Raw genomic sequence first — 16,399 nt, 5'->3', positions numbered from 1 at the left:
ACTACTTAACTTGATTGATGTGCATTAATTGAATTTGACTGTTGTGGCGCGGTTTGATTATCCACTTGAAACCCCCATTGACGATAGCCCTTATAACGCTCTCGAGCTTGCTGTTTTAGGGTTTCATCACTGGGTACAAAATCAACAATGTGTGAAAACTGATTAGCAAAGTTTGGCACTGTGCTGGTTAAATTTATTAAAATAGCGCGACGGTTAGTGGGCGGTTGCCAACTAATTTCAACGGCTGCGCCATTTTTAGGGCCTTCGCCCGGTAAATTGTGAGGAACAAAACTGTCAGGTTCAAATGCCCAAAGCAGTTCATCTAATTGATGAGCCGTTTGCTGATCAGCGCAGTAAATAAATATACGTTGATTTTGACGGTAAAAATTAGCAGCCTGCAAACAAGCATGGGCATGAGACTGTTCAGCCACATGGTCATGCTTTGCATTATCGTCAAGCAAATAAAACATTACTTGTGTTTGCATGTTCGCGTTGTTCCTTTTATTGCTTTCTTTTAGTTTAAAGCTATTCGCTTTGATCTGCGCCTGCACGATTCAATAAAAATTGAGTCAACAAACTTACAGGGCGGCCAGTCGACCCTTTTTCTTTACCACCACGCCAAGCTGTACCAGCAATATCAAGATGTGCCCAATGATACTTTTTAGTAAAACGTGCTAAGAAACAGGCAGCAGTTATAGTACCTGCACCTTTACCACCTAAATTGGTAAAGTCTGCAAATGGGCTTTCTAGCTGTTCTTGGTACTCTTCCCATAACGGTAAACGCCATGCGCGGTCACCACTTTGTTCAGAAGCGTTCAATAACTCATGTGCTAATGGATTGTGTGTGCTTAATAAACCAGAAGCGTGTTTACCTAAAGCAACAACACATGCGCCGGTAAGTGTTGCGACATCAATAACAAGTTCTGGATCAAAACGTTCAACATAAGTAAGCGCATCACACAAGACTAAGCGGCCTTCAGCATCAGTATTTAATACCTCAACCGTTTGACCTGACATTGTCGTTAAAATATCGCCAGGACGATAAGCGTCGCCACCGGGCATATTTTCACAACCGGCTAGCACACCAATAACGTTAATAGGTAGTTGTAATTCGGCTAAGGCATGCATAGCTCCTAAAACACCCGCTGCTCCACCCATGTCATATTTCATTTCGTCCATCGATTCGCCAGGCTTTAATGAAATGCCACCCGAATCAAAAGTAACACCTTTACCGACTAAAACAATGGGGTTAACGTCAGCAGCAGCGCCATTATATTTAATGACACTCATGATCGATTCATTGCGAGAGCCACGACCAACGGCAAGATATGAACTCATGCCCAATGCTTCCATTTCTTTCTCACCAACAATCTCGGTACTGACATTGTCGTAATCGTGTTCTAAAATTTTAGCCTGTTCAGCTAAATAAGCTGGGTTACAAATATTTGGCGGCATATTAGCCACATTTTTACAGGTAGTTATGCCTTCCGAAACAGCAAGCGCATGAGAAATTGCACGTTCGCCCAAGGGTAACTCTCTACGTGTTGGCACATTGAAAACCATTTTACGTAACGGACGGCGAGCTTCAACTTTGCGCGTTTTTAATCCGTGGAAGTTATATAAGCAATCTTGGGTCGCTTCAACGGCTTGGCGCACTTTCCAATAAGTATCTCGACCTTTAACGTGTAATTCTGATAAAAAGCATACTGCTTCCATTGAACCCGTTTCATTTAAGGTACTAATGGTTTTACTGATAATTTGGCGGTATTGGCGTTCATCAAGTTCACGCTCTTTACCACAACCAACCAGTAAAACACGTTCGCTTAAGATATTAGGGACGTGATGAAGCAGTAACATTTGCCCTGATTTACCTTCTAAATCGCCACGACGTAATAAGTTACTGATGTAACCTTCACTAATTTCGTCAAGTTGTTCAGCAATCGCTGAAAGACGGCGAGGTTCAAAAACGCCAACGACTATACAGGCGCTACGTTGCTTTTCGGGACTACCACTTTTTACGTTGAACTCCATGAGCTCTCCTAATTCGTACAAAAACAAGCTGTTTTTAAATGAAATTTACGAGTAAACTTGTTTAAATCTATAAATAATCGATATGCTTACTTTTAAAAGTATTCAGCGACAGGCTATAATTATAGCCTGATGCAAGCGAATTCCCTTCAGAGCAAAAATTAATATTACTTATGAAAACGACAAGTTTACTTAAAAATAGAGCAGATGTCAGAAAAAAACGATGTTTTTATAGGGAATTCTTATGATTATCTTTCGTTATTTACTCAAAGAAGTCGCTAAAACACAATTAGCGGTATTCTTAGTATTAATGACCATTTTTATTAGTAATAAATTTGTTCGTATTCTAGATGATGCCGCCGAAGGTGGTATCCCTGGACACTTGGTGATGGTCTTTATTGGCTTAAAGGTACCAGACTTAGCCGGGATGATTTTGCCCCTGAGTTTATTTTTGGGGGTTTTACTGGCTTACGGGCGTATTTATGCCGATAGCGAAATGACAGTATTGCATGCCTGTGGCGTCAGTGAATGGTATGTAGTGCGGGTTACGCTTATTTTAAGTTTAATTACGGCTATTTTTACTGGTGTTTTTACCTTATATCTGTCGCCAATGGCTTCGGAATACGAGTATCAAGTTAAAGAACAGCTAGCGACAGATTCGGGTTTAAGCTCTCTTATCGCCGGTCGTTTTCAAACAACAGGTAATGAAAAAGCCGTTGTTTTTATTCATGATAAAAACCGTGATGACAATACCTTTGAAAAGGTTTTTGTTGCACAGTTACCGGATAAAAAAGCCACCGATAAAAGTATTATCAATGCAAGTTTGGTTTATGCGCAATCGGGTCAGGTGATTGAAGAAGATAGTGGCTCTCAACGTTTAGTGTTGAGTGATGGTACGCGTTATCAAAACGATACGAAGAGTAAGGAGTTCAAAGAAGTCTTTTTTGATAAATATTATATTCAAATACAAGATCAAAAAGTGGCGCACAAAAATAGAAAATTAAGAGCTATTCCCACCCAAGATTTATTCGAAGAAGATACCGCTGCATTTAGCGCAGAAACACATTGGCGTATTGCTTTTCCTATCGCCTGTTTAATCATGACATTAATCGCAGTACCCTTGAGTGTGGTAAATCCAAGACAGGGGAAGTTTGCTAAAATGTTACCTGCGTTATTGTTGTTTTTAGGGTATTTTTTAATGCTTACTGCGGTACGTTCTGGCGTTGAATCTGGAACAATACCTAAACATTTAGGGTTATGGCCCGTACACTTTTTTGTACTATTTTTAGGGATAAGTTTGCTGATAAAAGATCGAAGTTTTGGTCTGAAAATTAAAGCTAAACTACCTTTATTATTCCGCAACGTTACCCGCAAAGGAGCATCATCATAATGCGTATATTAGATATGTATATTGGTCGAATTATTGCTTCAACTACGCTGCTAACGTTAGCCGTTTTTGTCAGCTTAAGCAGTATTATTAAGTTTGTCGAAGAAATGAAAGCAGTAGGCAAGGGTAACTATGATATTGCCCATGCTGCTTTGTTTGTGCTTTATAAAATCCCCCCTGACGTTGAAATGTTCTTCCCTATGTCTGCACTCATTGGTGGTTTAATTGGTATGGGCATGCTCGCATCAAACAGTGAACTTGTGGTAATGCAAGCCGCAGGTTTATCTCGGGTAGATATCATTAAGTCAGTGATGAAATCAGCGACTATTCTTGTGCTTATTAGCATGGCAGTCGGTGAATGGCTAGCACCAATAGGTGAATTAGCCGCAAGACAAGTTAAGGCTCAGGCTATTTCTGGTGGTAGCTTAATTTCCTCTGCTGATGGTACTTGGGCGAAAGATGGCGATTATTTTGTTCATATAGGCGAAGTAGAAGACAAAGGGAAATTAAACGATATACAAATATATCGCTTTGATAAGTCATTAAAACTATCCAGTTGGCTTTATGCTGCGAGCGCTGTTTACCAAAAAGATGCCTGGCAGTTACGTGATGTTGTTGATACCCATTTAAGTGAAAATAAAATGGTTAAAGAGTTATCACCTATTAAAATGTGGACATCGAGTTTAACCCCTGAAAAGCTTGGTGTGGTAATGGTAACCCCAGAAGCTTTATCATTACGCGGCTTGTCAGAATATTTAAGTTATTTGGAAGAAAATAATCAAGACCCTAGCCGTTACGTGTTAGCTTTTTGGCGAAAAATAGTTCAACCTTTAACGGTAGCGGTAATGTTATTACTCGCATTATCCTTTGTCTTTGGACCCTTACGATCTGTTTCTATGGGCGCAAGAATTATGATGGGGGTAGCGACGGGGATTTTGTTTTTTATTACTAATGAAGTACTAGGCTCGTTAAGTTTAGTATATCAACTGCCTGCGGCTTTTGGGGCGCTAATGCCGAGCTTTATCTTTGTGTCGTTAGCGTTATATTTAATGAATAAACGGCCCAGTTAACACCTTTATTTGAGCATTATTTCACTTGTCAGAGTTCGCAGGATAAAAGCCTTTTATCCTGCTCTTATATACTATAGACGACCACGATTAGCGGCTAACGTTAAAACAACGACTTCGGTATCTGTTAACCTATCTTGTAAACTTAACTTATTTTTACGATCAAAAATCACGCTAAGGTTACCTAGACCAAGTAGCGTAGGTAGCAATCTTTTTAAGCCAGTAACTTTATTGATTAAAGAGCCATCTTGATTTTGAACACGTAAACGCCAAGCTTTCATTCCTAATGTTTGGCCTGTTTTAGACCAAAACCAAATAAAGAAAAATGATACCCAAGCAATTTTCCAAAACTCATTTGGCCATTTTAACCAGGCCGTATTAGCGATGGTATCAGAAAAGTGGTCATAGCCTTGCAATCCAAACAAACCAAAGTGAAAGCCTAAGTACATTAGTAGAAAAGATATTGCACCAGCGGTCATGTAAACCGCAATGGCAATTAACAGATCATAAACCCAAGAAGCTAAGCGGCGACGAAAACCAGCTCGAGGGAAAGTTTCTACACTATCAGAAGTTACAGATGTCATTAAAAGCCTAAAAGAGTGAATATACAAATTTCAACTATTCTAGCAAAGCTATTGATAAAAATTAACCAATGAAAATTTAAATAATTCTGTAAACATCACAAACGTATAAATATTCAGCAAACAGTCGGCAGAGTAATAAAATATATTGCTAAATCAAGTTATTTTCGTATAATGCCGAACAGATTCATTAATGCGCTTACATTGATGGACAACAGTTTTAAATCTTTGGTTGTTACAACGAAAGACATTTAAGCCGGTGTGATGAAATTGGTATACATAGGGGATTCAAAATCCCCCGTCGAAAGACGTGGCGGTTCGAGTCCGCCCACCGGTACCACATATGAAAGCCCTGATTCGAAAGAGTCGGGGCTTTTTTACATTCGAAATATAATCTTTAAACTACATTAGTTATGAACCGCTATAAGATCTTTTTCAATAGGCTGGTTTATAATGTATTACACGTAATTGGTTTTTGAAAAACTGATTGTAGAGATATTTATCTGTTCTCTTTTTCCTTAGTTATCAAACGGTATTAAAAGGCTTTTACATGGCATCGACAGCGCACGCACTTCACATATTGGTTAAGCACAAAGAAATTGCCGAAGATATTATTAAGCAGTTAGCTAAGGGGGCTAAGTTTCAAACGTTAGCAAAAAAATATTCGTCATGTCCGTCTGGTAAGAAAGGCGGTGATTTAGGCGAGTTTAAACGAGGTCAAATGGTCCCTCAGTTTGATAAAATAGCATTTAGCGGCGCAATATTAGAACCTCATCTTGTTAAAACTAAATTTGGCTGGCATGTTATTAAAGTGCTTTACCGGACTTAATTTACAACTATTTTTCACTAGAAGTCTTTGGTTTAACATCCGTAGATTTAAGAACAAATATTAATAACTCAAAAATTTTTGAATGAAGTGTTTGTCGGCGAGGCAAACTGCTGAAATGACTAAATTACTTTTATTATCAGTGTTAGTTTTGTAAATAAAATCACGAAGATTCTCCATTACTGGATAAGTTTAGCCATAAATGATGCTGTCAGCTGGAATTACAATGAGGATCTCATGATTTTAAGTCAGTTATCTTACGGAGCTGAAAGCACTCGTTATATAGCTTAATTCTATGAGTCATCATTTTTAATAAAATCATAACCTGATTATATTTCAATATAATTTACTGTACTATCTGTCTCGACTTTGCTTTGCTTAATATTGCCCTTTGGTTTATAACTAAATCAATCCTATTAATAAATTACACTAATTAATGATTAAACAAACGATAAAAATCAATTCTATTCGATTGAGAATAATTTTTTTAATAATTTTGATTTTTACTATTGTATTACTGTTTTTTTCATATTTTTTAAAAGATTTTATTACTGGAGTCGAGCAAGATTTAGGGAAAAAAATGGTGCTTCAACATGCCATTATCAACAAAGAAAAAGTCATCAGTCATTTCACACAAAACTTAAATCTAATTAAACGTTCCTTACTCAATAACACGTATCAAGATTGGATGAAAAATAACGATAATGAAAAGTTTAAAGAAAAAGCGATTCAGTCTATTGAAGCCGATTGCCAAGTTATAGAATGTTATGGCTGGTTCGTCCTTTCAATTAACCCTCTTACGAGTATTGATTGGAATAAAGGAAGCAATACCATAAAAACGGTTCCGCTGAAATTAGAAGAAAACTCTTGGCTACCAAAGAAACTAGCAGAAAATAATGAGTTTTATGTCGATGCTGACATTAATACTATTGATGGCAACACCTACGTTTTTTTTGATTATATAGTAAGAAATAATGATCAAGTTATTGGTACGGTTGGAAGCTACGCACTAGTTTCAACGATTGCTAATCAAATACTCAGTACCACTGACCAAGATATTTTAGATGTACTTATTGATAATCATGGCGTATTTCGTACAAGTTTGAATGAAAATACCAGTAGTTATCATCCTATGCTTGCAAAGTTTTTATACAACAAGGAATTGCATCAAGTCATCGGAGGGGATCTAGACAAAAGCAGCTTAACAAAACTAAAAAATAATACTAACAGTGATTTGATAAAAACGATTGATATCACAATTAATGATGTTAACTATATTGCCGCTATTGTGTATATCGAGGAAATAGAATGGTATGCGATGAGTTTGTTTTCTAAAAAAGCAATGGAAGGAAGTATTGTTATTATTCCTCTATTTTTAGTGGGTGCACTGTTACTGTTTAGCGTTATTGGACTCACACTTTATTTTTTGAACAAGCTGATTTTTAAGCGACTTATCGTGATGAATAAATCAGTTAATAACATTGCATCAGGTAACTATAAAGACTTAATTAAAGATTCTCACTCGGATGAATTAGGTACTTTGGCCCAAGGGATAAACACCATGAGCCAAGAAATTTCAAAGAATTTGTCAAAAATAAATTCTCAGAATGATGCGCTAAATGATGCTATTAATAAAGCAAATGCAGCAAATAATGCAAAATCTATTTTTCTCTCCAACATGAGTCATGAAATAAGAACCCCTATGAATGCAGTGTTAGGTTTTGCTGAAATAGGACGAAAGACTCAATCTTTATCTGAAAAAAATGACTCACTTAAACAAATAGAGCTTTCAGGTGAGCACTTACTCCAAATAATTAACGACGTGTTAGATTTTTCTAAAATAGGGTCTAAGCAATTGGAGTTGGAAAACATCTCATTTAGCTTTAGTACTATTCTTGAGAAAATCACACAAATCTGTAAGTCTAGTAATGATAAAAAAAATCTTTCATTAAATATCTTTTTAGATGATTCTATTCCTAGTCATTTAATTGGCGATCCACTAAAAATAGAAAAAATCATCATTAATTTAGTTAGTAATGCTATAAAATTTACTGAACATGGCAGTATTGATATTAACACTCGTCTAAAAAAACAAAACGCAAGGGACGTTATCATCGAAATAAGTGTTAAAGATACAGGAATAGGTATAACGCCAGAACAACAAAAGAACTTATTTATAGTTTTCTCTCAAGCTGATAATTCAATCACTAGAAAGTTTGGTGGCACAGGACTAGGGTTAGCGATAAGTAAGCAATTAGTCGAAATGATGGGTGGGGCAATTACAGTAAAAAGTGAACTTGATAAAGGTACTGAATTCACATTCACCATACCTTTAGCATACGCTACTGAAAAGTTAGATAATGAAATGGAAGAATCAACCGATTTTGATTTAGTAAGGTTAAAAGCGGCTTTGTATGGGAAAAAAATATTACTAGTTGAAGACAATAGAATCAATCAAATTGTAGCTAAAAAAATGCTAGAGCCATTAAATATTTCAATTGATATTGCAGAGAATGGCTTGCAGGCATTAGAAAAAATTAAAACAGACATTTATTCGTTAGTGTTAATGGATATACAAATGCCTGAGTTAGACGGACTTCAAGCCACAAAGCAAATTAGAACATTTGATAATGATACTATAATCATAGGTATGTCAGCGCACGCTAGTATCCAAGATACTGATAAAGCGATTAAATCAGGAATGAATGATTATATGACTAAACCTATTAAACAAGAAAAAGTGTTTTTGATGATGTCAAAGTATATCTTTTAGTCCGTAAGTAACTCACTAACTCGCACCCAATAAATCTTGTCTTTAGAAGCAAAATCATCCGAAGTACAGGGATACGTTTCTTAAACGTTCAATAGCAATAAACTTTATGTTATGCCCACAACAATAAAATTAGTACGCTAGTAATAATTAAAGCCATCCCTAAGAACTCTAGTAAAGATATTTTTTCTTTAAATATTCTATAGGTAATAAACAAGGTAATAAAAAACTCAACTTGCCCTAATGCTTTTACGTAAGCGGCATTTTGAAAACTTGCTGCGGTAAACCAACCGATAGAGCCTATGACACTGGTTACGCCAACAAACAAACAAATACGCCAATACTTAACCATTTGCAGTAATTGATTTTTGTCTTGAAAATAGACATAAATAAAAGATATAACTGATTGAACTGTGATCATAAAGACTAACGTGACCGCAGCACTGAGTAGTAAATCGGTTTCTAATGCTAAACTTGATTGTCTTATCAGCAATGTTGTTATGGCCAAACCTAAGCCAGCAGCAAGGCCAAATCCAGCACCCGGGTTACGAAATATATCGTCAAAAGTAAATTTTACTTTTGACGCGAGTAAAACACCGACAACACCAACAGCAACAGAAAACCAACCCAGGTAAGTTAAACTTGTCGAAAAGAGTAAGGTGCCAACAACTGCAACTAGAATAGCCTCTGTTTTTGCTAAACTAGAAGCGACTGAAAAATTACGATATTTAAACGCAATAACTAAGCAGACTGTACCAATTATTTGGGCAAAACAAGCGATCAGTGCATATTTTAGGAAGTTTGGATTAATTGTTGGCATGGCTAGCTGGCGATATTCAAGTATCCACCATAGATACAACCAAGCAAAAGGTAACGCATATAAGTAGCGTACGCCAGTAGTTGCCATGGCATTTAGGTGGTTTGAAAGCTGCTTTTGTCCAGCGGTGCGAATGGCTTGCATAAGCGCAGCTAATAAAGTGAAGTAAATCCAAATATCCAAAAAAATTCCTAAATATTATTTTATGCTTGTTTAATAAATAGCGGCACCGTGAAAGTGATCGTATTACTTTTATCTTGTAGATAAATGAATACCAGCTAACATACAGCGAATAGAGCCCCCAGCGAGTTCTATTGTAGATACATTAATAGGGACAATCTTAACGTAATTTTCAATCATCAATATCTGGCTTTCAGTCAACGAATTATAGGCTGTTGTAGACATTGCTAAAATATTACCATTAGGTGTAGAAAGCTCTAATGCATTGCCGGCAAACTTACATATTTGCTCATAGGTTAGTTCAATGATTTCTTTATCACTTTCTTGAAAACGTTCGATTAAACTTGTGCGTTCGACTAAGTTTTTAACGCAATCTAGTCCAATAAGCACAAAGTTAGTCGCCATACTCATTAATACATTGGTATGGTATACGGCCACATTATTATCATCTGTGGCGGTAAATGGAACCGGCTGATAATGGAAGTCTTTACAAAATTGATTTAGCACGCGTTCACTCATGCGATTTGAAATAACTGCATAAGCATATCTATTTGAATGGTCTAATACCATAGAGCCAGTGCCTTCCAAAAAAAGATGCTGTTTTTCGAGCATAGAATAATCGACAACTTTATTGACTTTATATTCTTTTGATAATAATTTTATGATTTCAGGGTTCTTTTCTTTGCGACGATTCTCACAATACATGGGGAAAATGCCAATAGTGCCATCTTCATGTGTTGTAAACCAATTGTTTGGAAAAACAGAGTCCGGCGTGTCTTTTGTAAAGTCATCAAAAGCATGAACGGTAACACCATGTGATCTCAATATTTCAATCGTTTTTTGAACCTCTTTTCCTGCTTCTGCTGCAATATATTCAGCTGACATAGCCAGATTTGTCTGTTGAAATACATTATCCGCAGCCGTTTCAGGGTTCGCCATGAAATGGTGCGGACGAACCATAACAACAGCTGAAGGTGATTGATTAGCGTTTTTCATTAAGGTGTCCTTTAAGCTAGAAAAATAACTAGTTAAGTAATGTAAAAAGATTTTTTTGATCAGTAAGCTCAGGCACTAACTCGATAATTTCGCCGATGTTATGTCCCACGATGAGATCCTTGAGTAATCTCAGCGCTGAATAATGTTCCAATGCAAAAACACCCGAATCAAAGATGGTAATATCATCAGCTGAATTTCTACCAAGGTGCTTGCTAGCAATCACTTGCCAAAATTCAGTGACAAGGTGATCGTCGGCAATTGTTGAATGTCAGTAAAAATAGTCATAATAATTCCTTGGTTAATTAATAGGAATTATGAACCTTATAAGCGGCAACTATTAGTCTAAGCTTTTCATTAAATTGATAACTAACTATGCAGTTTGCTATGTATTTATTTTATTTTGATAGGTTTCTTTGTGGCTAGCAGGTGAATTGTGTATGACTCATTAAAATATAATTTTCAATGAGTCATGATTAACTATGATCTAACTTGATGGGATGAGAGTAAAATACTGGTTTCAGAAGTAGAAATTTCGGGTATTCCTCTTATTCTACATAATATTCTATCAAACTCTTCAAGTGAACTTGTTTGCAACTCAACAAGCATATCCCAACGACCATTAGTTGTATGGATACTACAGACACTAGGCTCTGACATTAGGGCAAACTTAACATTTTTAGTTGAACTGCCCTTTATTTCAATATTCATATGAGCACGAACCAAAGACATTTTATCATCAGTTTCTGTCGAGACTAATATAGTATAACCTGTGATGATATTGCGCTTCTCTAATTTGGTTAATCTATTTTGTACCGTTGCTCGAGAAACATTAATTTTTTTAGCTAAATCTGACACAGAGGTACGAGCATCCGTTCGAAGTATACTAATTAATTGTCTGTCGATATTATCAAGCTCGCTCATATTGAAAGAAGACCTTAGCAAATTGTAATTATATTGTGCAATACTAGTTAATTAACGAACTAATTAAAAGCACATGTTTGTGCCACAATAAGTTCATGAATATTTAAAAAAGAATAATATGAAAATAATCTTAATGGGTATAATCACATTACTGTTAAGTTCAATCGCATTCGCATCCGAGCTAACTATCGATCAACATATTGATCAGCTACTTGTACCTATAGCCGATTTATTTACCAGTATCATCTTTTACAGTGTTGATGTGGCAGGAACTCAGTTCCCGCTCATTGTTATGTGGCTTATCATCGCTGCTGTGATTTTTACGGTCTATTTTGGCTTTCTTAACATTCGTGGATTTTCTCATTCTTGCAAGGTTATACGTGGTGATTTCTCAAATCCTGATGATCCTGGTGAAGTAAGTCACTTTCAAGCATTAACCACCGCACTTTCTGGCACTGTAGGTTTAGGTAATATTGCCGGTGTCGCTATTGCTGTTTCAATTGGTGGGCCTGGCGCGACATTTTGGATGATTGTCGCTGGTTTTATGGGCATGTCGACAAAATTTCTCGAATGTACTTTAGGTGTAAAATATCGGCACATAAATGCGCAAGGTCAGGTTCATGGCGGACCTATGTATTATCTTAAAGATGGTTTAGCGGAATTAGGCTTTAAAAAGCTTGGTAAAGTATTAGCGAGTTTCTTTGCTGTGTGTTGTGTTGTGGCTTCATTGTGTGGCAGCAATATGTTGCAATCAAACCAAGCCTTTCAGCAATTTGTTATTGCTATGGGTAATGAAACGAGCTTTTGGGCAGACAAAGGTTGGCTCTTCGGTAGCTTACTCGCTGTTGTGATTGGTGTCGTTATTATTGGTGGTATTAAAAGTATTGCTAAAGTTACTGAAAAAGTAGTGCCCTTAATGGCCGGGCTTTATTTATCAGCGGCTCTTTTTGTTTTGGCCTATCACTATACAGAAATTCCACATGCGGTCAGCCTTATTATTAATGGTGCATTCAATCCTACAGGTGTTGTTGGCGGTATTATTGGTGTGATGATACAGGGTTTTAAGCGTTCAACATTTTCAAGTGAAGCTGGTGTTGGTGCCGCTTCAATTGCTCACGCAACCGCCTCTACAAAAGAGCCAGTTAGAGAAGGTTATGTGGCGTTACTTGAGCCATTTATCGATACTATTGTTATCTGTACCATAACCGCATTGGTGATTGTCATTACCGGGGCTTATCAAACCACAGAGGGTATTGATGGTGTTGCGTTAACGTCTAGAGCTTTTGCCAGTGTTATTTGGTGGTTTCCGTATGTGCTCAGTGTTGCAGTATTGATGTTTGCCATTTCAACCATGATTTCATGGGCATATTATGGCTCTATTGCTTGGGGATATTTGGTGGGTGAATCGAAAGTGTTAGATTTGCTTTATAAGGTTGTTTTTTGTATGTGTACAGCTTTAGGTGCCTCGGTAAGTTTAAATGCTGTTATAGCAATTTCAGATTCGATGTTTTTTTCAATGGCTATTGCAAATATCATCGGATTGTATTTATTAGCGCCACAAGTCAAACTTGATTTGAAGCAATACCAAAAAACATACTGCCCCAAGTAATGTGAGTTTAATCATGGCTTTAATATATTTTAATTTAGCGCTAAAACTTAACGGCAAAACCAACAGAGATACTTCCATCAAGCCAAATCCCATCTTCTAATAAAGCGTGACAGGTAGTTTCTTGACAAAACAATTGATTATCGTCTTCTATATAGCTAGCGTAACCTCTAAGCTCGGTAACAATAGCGAAGTTATTGGAAAGTTCGTAGCGAGTACCAAAAGCAACCGTAACTGAAGGGTATATTTCGTCTTTATTGTCAGTTTCAAAATATGTCCCCCCAATGCCTAATGATACTGTTGAAACATAACTTCGCTGTTTAAACTGCGCAACACCACTGAAATGTAAATAGCTAATATCGAAGGAGTGTTCTTGTAAATCAGAGCTGCTGATAAAGTTATGGTTAACGGTGTTAAATAATATTTGCCCTTGACCATTAGGTGAGTCTTGCCATGCCACTGCTAAACCAAAATTATTACCACTATCTACGGTTAAGTCACTAGAGTTCTGACTGTTTACTAAATCAGAACTTAACATCTTACCTATAAATGGTGTGATTTCTATATCTTGAGCATGACTTGAAAAAGGTAAAAGTAATAAAGCGGTATTGATAAATATGATGTAGTTGAAATTCAGAGATATTAATGACGTTCGCATTTCATTACCTTTTTCAATAAACAATAAACAATACCGTTATTATTAGCTTGATTACTAGGGAAATTCAAGCTTTACAGTGTTTTAGTTATTTGTAGTTTACTTGCCTGATTATTTAAAAAAACAAGTAATTGTTCAAATACCTCAACACCAATCGTTTGTCCTTGGCTGGCCGTTTCTTTATGAGCAGTCACTAATTCAAAGTGGGGTAAAGTTTTTGTTATGGTCTGGCCATTTTCATCATTGACTATCTGCAACACTCCAGCGTTAACAATAACTTTAGTGACTTGTAATAAGGGAAGCGCCACTTTACCTTGCTGCTCATGCTCAATAACGCTTGTTGGCATGGTCAATTGAGGGATGTTTTTTTGAACGGTGGATAGCAGTGTTTCAGCATTTAAACTATCTCTGTTGATATGAAACAATGCGTTTAAGCCATTAATGGTAATACTGTCAATGATGATGACTTCTTCGCTTAAGGTATCTCGGTCAATCACTAAATCAATTGAAGCAATGCTAAGTGTCGGCTGGGTAGTCGTTTTAAGGTTTGTTGGTTGAGAGGGGCTGAACACTAAATTGGTAATGGTGCCGCTACTTTGATAGCCCCGCATGGTGACATTTTCAACATTTACATTTTGCTGGCTTAATTGGGAACCAATATTTTGAAGTTGATTTTTAATATGAAAGTTTAAAGAGTCACTGGCTAAGAACCATAGCGCAGCACCACATGATAATAATAAAACAAAAGCTATGGGTGCAAATTTATTCAAGGGGGTAATCCTAGGTTGAATAACAAAAACTTATTATAACGTACTTTTATTATTGAATTTTACTTGGATAAATATTTTATGTGAATCAAGTATCGGTGAGAGTGTTTTTTATTCATCTTGATTAAAAACCATACATGATATATAAAATAGCTGAATAACGAAAATCAATAATATTAATAAAGATTCAAAATAATAATAAAAAATAAGGATCGTTAATGGTGAATATCAATAAAAAGTTATGGTCATTTAATTTTGGCTGTTTAATTGCGGGTACATTTCTTTGGTTAATCAGTTTTGGTGTTTCTGCTCCAATATTTGAAGTTTTTTATGCTTACCCTAATTTTATACTTCATTATTATTCAAGTGCAGTAACCGCTTTTTCAGCCTTTTTACTTACCAGTGTTATTGTCTTAATTATGGGGCGTTTTTTCAATGTTTGTGCGAGTGAACATACTTTTTGGCTAGTTTTACCCAGTTTAGGGTTTATTATCTTAGCTATGCTCTTTAGTCAATCAATATTGATCACTATGCTGTATGCGGCATTTCCTGCACTTATTGCTATGTTTACTATTGCGATAATGAGACGAATGCCTAAATATAAAAGGGTAGTCTAGTGCGCGTTAAATTATTGTATATTGTATGCAATAATGATTTTATTATGTGATAATTCATCTTACTCGTTAATTAACTATTAAAAACTATGCAAAATATTTTAGCTGCAACGGTGAATCGTGCTTTATCCTATCCAAAATTAATCAATGCGTTACAAAAAGCTTTTACTGAAAATATAACGGTACCACCTCGTCTTCATTTTGATATTGATAACCCCCAAGCAAGCCGAGAAACAACATTATTGATGATGCCAGCATGGCAAGCCGGTAATGTTGCTGGTATTAAACTGGTTACAGTAGCCCCTGATAATCACTTGTATCAACTTCCATCGATTCAAGGTACTTATTTATTATTTGATGTTAAAACAGGTGCATTAAAAGCCAGTATTGATGCTCCGTCGCTTACGGCAAAAAGAACAGCTGCGGCATCAGCTTTAGCTACAAGATTTCTTTCAAGAGAAGATAGCGAAGTTTTGCTAATTGTGGGTACAGGGACTTTAGCCCCACAATTAATAGCAGCACATGCAAGTGTTCGTCCGATTAAAACAGTTTATGTCTGGGGGCGAAATTTAGTGAAAGCTCAGCTCGTTTGTCAGCAAATTAAACACCTAAATATTCACTGCGAAGCCATTGAAAATTTAAAAGAGTATGTCAATAAGGCGGATATTATTTCTTGTGCTACGCTAAGTAAAGAGCCATTAATTTTGGGGGAATGGTTACAAAAAGGTCAACATTTAGATATGGTTGGAGCTTATCGTCCTGATATGCGTGAAATGGATGATCAATGTTTACTACGCTCACAAGTTTTTGTAGATAATATGGAAAGTGCATTACGTGAAACTGGAGATTTGGCTATTCCGTTACAAACTAAGGTGATACTACCTGAACATATTAAAGCTGATTTATTTTCTCTGTGTAGTTACCAGTATATTTTTGAGAGAAAGCGAGAAGATATTACTATTTTTAAGTCAGTAGGGCATGCATTGGAAGACCTTACCGCAGCTAAGCTTGTTGCAGAATATGTTCATGCAAGTCAGTAATGTTAAATATGTTGATTTTTATTGTTTTTTAGCATGTTAATGTCGTTTTTCTGTTGACATTAAACAGTATCAATATTTTAATGCTGTATATCTTGTTTCAATAATATGGGCACTCTTACCCATATTTTTACTTTTAATTGATGG

General features: G+C 36.2%; 16 protein-coding genes and 1 tRNA gene. 8 read left to right on the top strand and 9 right to left on the bottom strand.

All coding sequences use genetic code 11. From position 1 onward, the window contains the following. Positions 1-5 precede the first annotated feature (5 nt). Positions 6-485, bottom strand: a complete 480-nt coding sequence (locus H4J39_RS04050) for a DNA polymerase III subunit chi (RefSeq protein WP_182226107.1) — start codon at positions 483-485, stop codon at positions 6-8. Positions 486-525: 40 nt separating this feature from the next. Beyond that, positions 526-2,031: a leucyl aminopeptidase gene (gene pepA, locus H4J39_RS04045; protein ID WP_182226106.1), complete on the bottom strand. Its 1,506-nt coding sequence runs from the start codon at positions 2,029-2,031 to the stop codon at positions 526-528. Positions 2,032-2,272: 241 nt separating this feature from the next. On the opposite strand from pepA, the gene lptF reads away from it, so the two are divergent. Both lptF and lptG read left to right on the top strand, forming a co-directional pair. Beyond that, the gene (gene lptF, locus H4J39_RS04040) at positions 2,273-3,418 is read left to right on the top strand and encodes an LPS export ABC transporter permease LptF (RefSeq protein WP_182226105.1); all 1,146 of its coding nucleotides are present in this window, start codon (positions 2,273-2,275) and stop codon (positions 3,416-3,418) included. Beyond that, positions 3,418-4,485 carry an LPS export ABC transporter permease LptG gene (gene lptG / locus H4J39_RS04035; protein ID WP_220462119.1) on the top strand — a complete coding sequence of 356 codons (1,068 nt, stop codon included), beginning with the start codon at positions 3,418-3,420 and terminating at the stop codon, positions 4,483-4,485. Before lptF ends, lptG begins: the two co-directional genes overlap by 1 nt. 71 nt (positions 4,486-4,556) lie before the next feature. Here the strand turns inward: lptG and H4J39_RS04030 are convergent, their stop codons facing one another. Further along, positions 4,557-5,066 (bottom strand): RDD family protein, encoded by a 510-nt coding sequence (locus tag H4J39_RS04030; protein ID WP_182226104.1) that lies wholly within the window; start codon positions 5,064-5,066, stop codon positions 4,557-4,559. Positions 5,067-5,318: 252 nt separating this feature from the next. Here H4J39_RS04030 and H4J39_RS04025 point away from each other — a divergent pair. The 3 genes from H4J39_RS04025 (at position 5,319) to H4J39_RS04015 (ending at position 8,662) form a co-directional block, all read left to right on the top strand. Further along, a tRNA-Leu gene (locus H4J39_RS04025) sits at positions 5,319-5,403 on the top strand. Between the two features lie 210 nt (positions 5,404-5,613). Then, positions 5,614-5,892 carry a peptidylprolyl isomerase PpiC gene (ppiC, locus tag H4J39_RS04020; RefSeq protein WP_182226103.1) on the top strand — a complete coding sequence of 93 codons (279 nt, stop codon included), beginning with the start codon at positions 5,614-5,616 and terminating at the stop codon, positions 5,890-5,892. A 577-nt stretch (positions 5,893-6,469) separates the two neighbouring features. Beyond that, positions 6,470-8,662: a hybrid sensor histidine kinase/response regulator gene (locus H4J39_RS04015; protein WP_182226102.1), complete on the top strand. Its 2,193-nt coding sequence runs from the start codon at positions 6,470-6,472 to the stop codon at positions 8,660-8,662. Positions 8,663-8,771: 109 nt separating this feature from the next. Here H4J39_RS04015 and H4J39_RS04010 read toward each other — a convergent pair whose 3' ends face one another. The 4 genes from H4J39_RS04010 to H4J39_RS03995 all read right to left on the bottom strand — a co-directional run bounded on the left by H4J39_RS04010 (position 8,772) and on the right by H4J39_RS03995 (position 11,573). Continuing rightward, positions 8,772-9,659: a DMT family transporter gene (locus H4J39_RS04010; RefSeq protein WP_182226101.1), complete on the bottom strand. Its 888-nt coding sequence runs from the start codon at positions 9,657-9,659 to the stop codon at positions 8,772-8,774. 69 nt (positions 9,660-9,728) lie between these two features. Beyond that, positions 9,729-10,652: a citrulline utilization hydrolase CtlX gene (gene ctlX / locus H4J39_RS04005; RefSeq protein WP_182226100.1), complete on the bottom strand. Its 924-nt coding sequence runs from the start codon at positions 10,650-10,652 to the stop codon at positions 9,729-9,731. Positions 10,653-10,680: 28 nt separating this feature from the next. Further along, a complete protein-coding gene (locus H4J39_RS04000; RefSeq protein WP_310649714.1) occupies positions 10,681-10,911 on the bottom strand; it encodes a hypothetical protein in 231 nt (76 codons plus the stop codon). Between the two features lie 218 nt (positions 10,912-11,129). Continuing rightward, positions 11,130-11,573, bottom strand: a complete 444-nt coding sequence (locus tag H4J39_RS03995) for an Lrp/AsnC family transcriptional regulator (RefSeq protein WP_182226098.1) — start codon at positions 11,571-11,573, stop codon at positions 11,130-11,132. Between the two features lie 118 nt (positions 11,574-11,691). Between H4J39_RS03995 and H4J39_RS03990 the strand changes: the two genes are divergently transcribed. After that, positions 11,692-13,182, top strand: coding sequence for a sodium:alanine symporter family protein (locus H4J39_RS03990; RefSeq protein ID WP_182226097.1), 1,491 nt, complete (start codon positions 11,692-11,694; stop codon positions 13,180-13,182). 40 nt (positions 13,183-13,222) lie between these two features. Here H4J39_RS03990 and H4J39_RS03985 read toward each other — a convergent pair whose 3' ends face one another. Both H4J39_RS03985 and H4J39_RS03980 read right to left on the bottom strand, forming a co-directional pair. Then, the gene (locus H4J39_RS03985; RefSeq protein ID WP_182226096.1) at positions 13,223-13,837 is read right to left on the bottom strand and encodes a hypothetical protein; all 615 of its coding nucleotides are present in this window, start codon (positions 13,835-13,837) and stop codon (positions 13,223-13,225) included. 71 nt (positions 13,838-13,908) lie between these two features. Further along, complete coding sequence (locus H4J39_RS03980; protein ID WP_182226095.1) at positions 13,909-14,604, bottom strand: hypothetical protein; 696 nt, start codon at positions 14,602-14,604, stop codon at positions 13,909-13,911. A gap of 215 nt (positions 14,605-14,819) precedes the next feature. On the opposite strand from H4J39_RS03980, the gene H4J39_RS03975 reads away from it, so the two are divergent. Then, the gene (locus H4J39_RS03975) at positions 14,820-15,218 is read left to right on the top strand and encodes a hypothetical protein (RefSeq protein WP_182226094.1); all 399 of its coding nucleotides are present in this window, start codon (positions 14,820-14,822) and stop codon (positions 15,216-15,218) included. Positions 15,219-15,304: 86 nt separating this feature from the next. Further along, complete coding sequence (locus tag H4J39_RS03970; RefSeq protein WP_182226093.1) at positions 15,305-16,255, top strand: ornithine cyclodeaminase family protein; 951 nt, start codon at positions 15,305-15,307, stop codon at positions 16,253-16,255. The last annotated feature ends 144 nt before the right edge of the window (positions 16,256-16,399 follow it).

Origin of the sequence: Colwellia sp. Bg11-12 (genome assembly GCF_014076955.1) — a bacterium.
Taxonomy (GTDB): Bacteria; Pseudomonadota; Gammaproteobacteria; order Enterobacterales; family Alteromonadaceae; genus Colwellia_A.
Note: the sequence above shows the minus strand (reverse complement) of the source record. Positions and strands in the feature narration are given on the sequence as shown.

What these genes read in the sequence shown, in the direction of transcription:
- H4J39_RS04050 (WP_182226107.1), bottom strand. Translation starts at nt 485, where the DNA reads ATGCAAACACAAGTAATGTTTTATTTGCTTGACGATAATGCAAAGCAT.
- H4J39_RS04030 (WP_182226104.1), bottom strand. Translation starts at nt 5,066, where the DNA reads ATGACATCTGTAACTTCTGATAGTGTAGAAACTTTCCCTCGAGCTGGT.
- H4J39_RS04015 (WP_182226102.1), top strand. Translation starts at nt 6,470, where the DNA reads ATGGTGCTTCAACATGCCATTATCAACAAAGAAAAAGTCATCAGTCAT.
- H4J39_RS03985 (WP_182226096.1), bottom strand. Translation starts at nt 13,837, where the DNA reads ATGCGAACGTCATTAATATCTCTGAATTTCAACTACATCATATTTATC.
- lptF (WP_182226105.1), top strand. Translation starts at nt 2,273, where the DNA reads ATGATTATCTTTCGTTATTTACTCAAAGAAGTCGCTAAAACACAATTA.
- H4J39_RS03990 (WP_182226097.1), top strand. Translation starts at nt 11,692, where the DNA reads ATGAAAATAATCTTAATGGGTATAATCACATTACTGTTAAGTTCAATC.
- H4J39_RS03975 (WP_182226094.1), top strand. Translation starts at nt 14,820, where the DNA reads ATGGTGAATATCAATAAAAAGTTATGGTCATTTAATTTTGGCTGTTTA.
- pepA (WP_182226106.1), bottom strand. Translation starts at nt 2,031, where the DNA reads ATGGAGTTCAACGTAAAAAGTGGTAGTCCCGAAAAGCAACGTAGCGCC.
- lptG (WP_220462119.1), top strand. Translation starts at nt 3,418, where the DNA reads ATGCGTATATTAGATATGTATATTGGTCGAATTATTGCTTCAACTACG.
- ctlX (WP_182226100.1), bottom strand. Translation starts at nt 10,652, where the DNA reads ATGAAAAACGCTAATCAATCACCTTCAGCTGTTGTTATGGTTCGTCCG.
- H4J39_RS03995 (WP_182226098.1), bottom strand. Translation starts at nt 11,573, where the DNA reads ATGAGCGAGCTTGATAATATCGACAGACAATTAATTAGTATACTTCGA.
- ppiC (WP_182226103.1), top strand. Translation starts at nt 5,614, where the DNA reads ATGGCATCGACAGCGCACGCACTTCACATATTGGTTAAGCACAAAGAA.
- H4J39_RS03970 (WP_182226093.1), top strand. Translation starts at nt 15,305, where the DNA reads ATGCAAAATATTTTAGCTGCAACGGTGAATCGTGCTTTATCCTATCCA.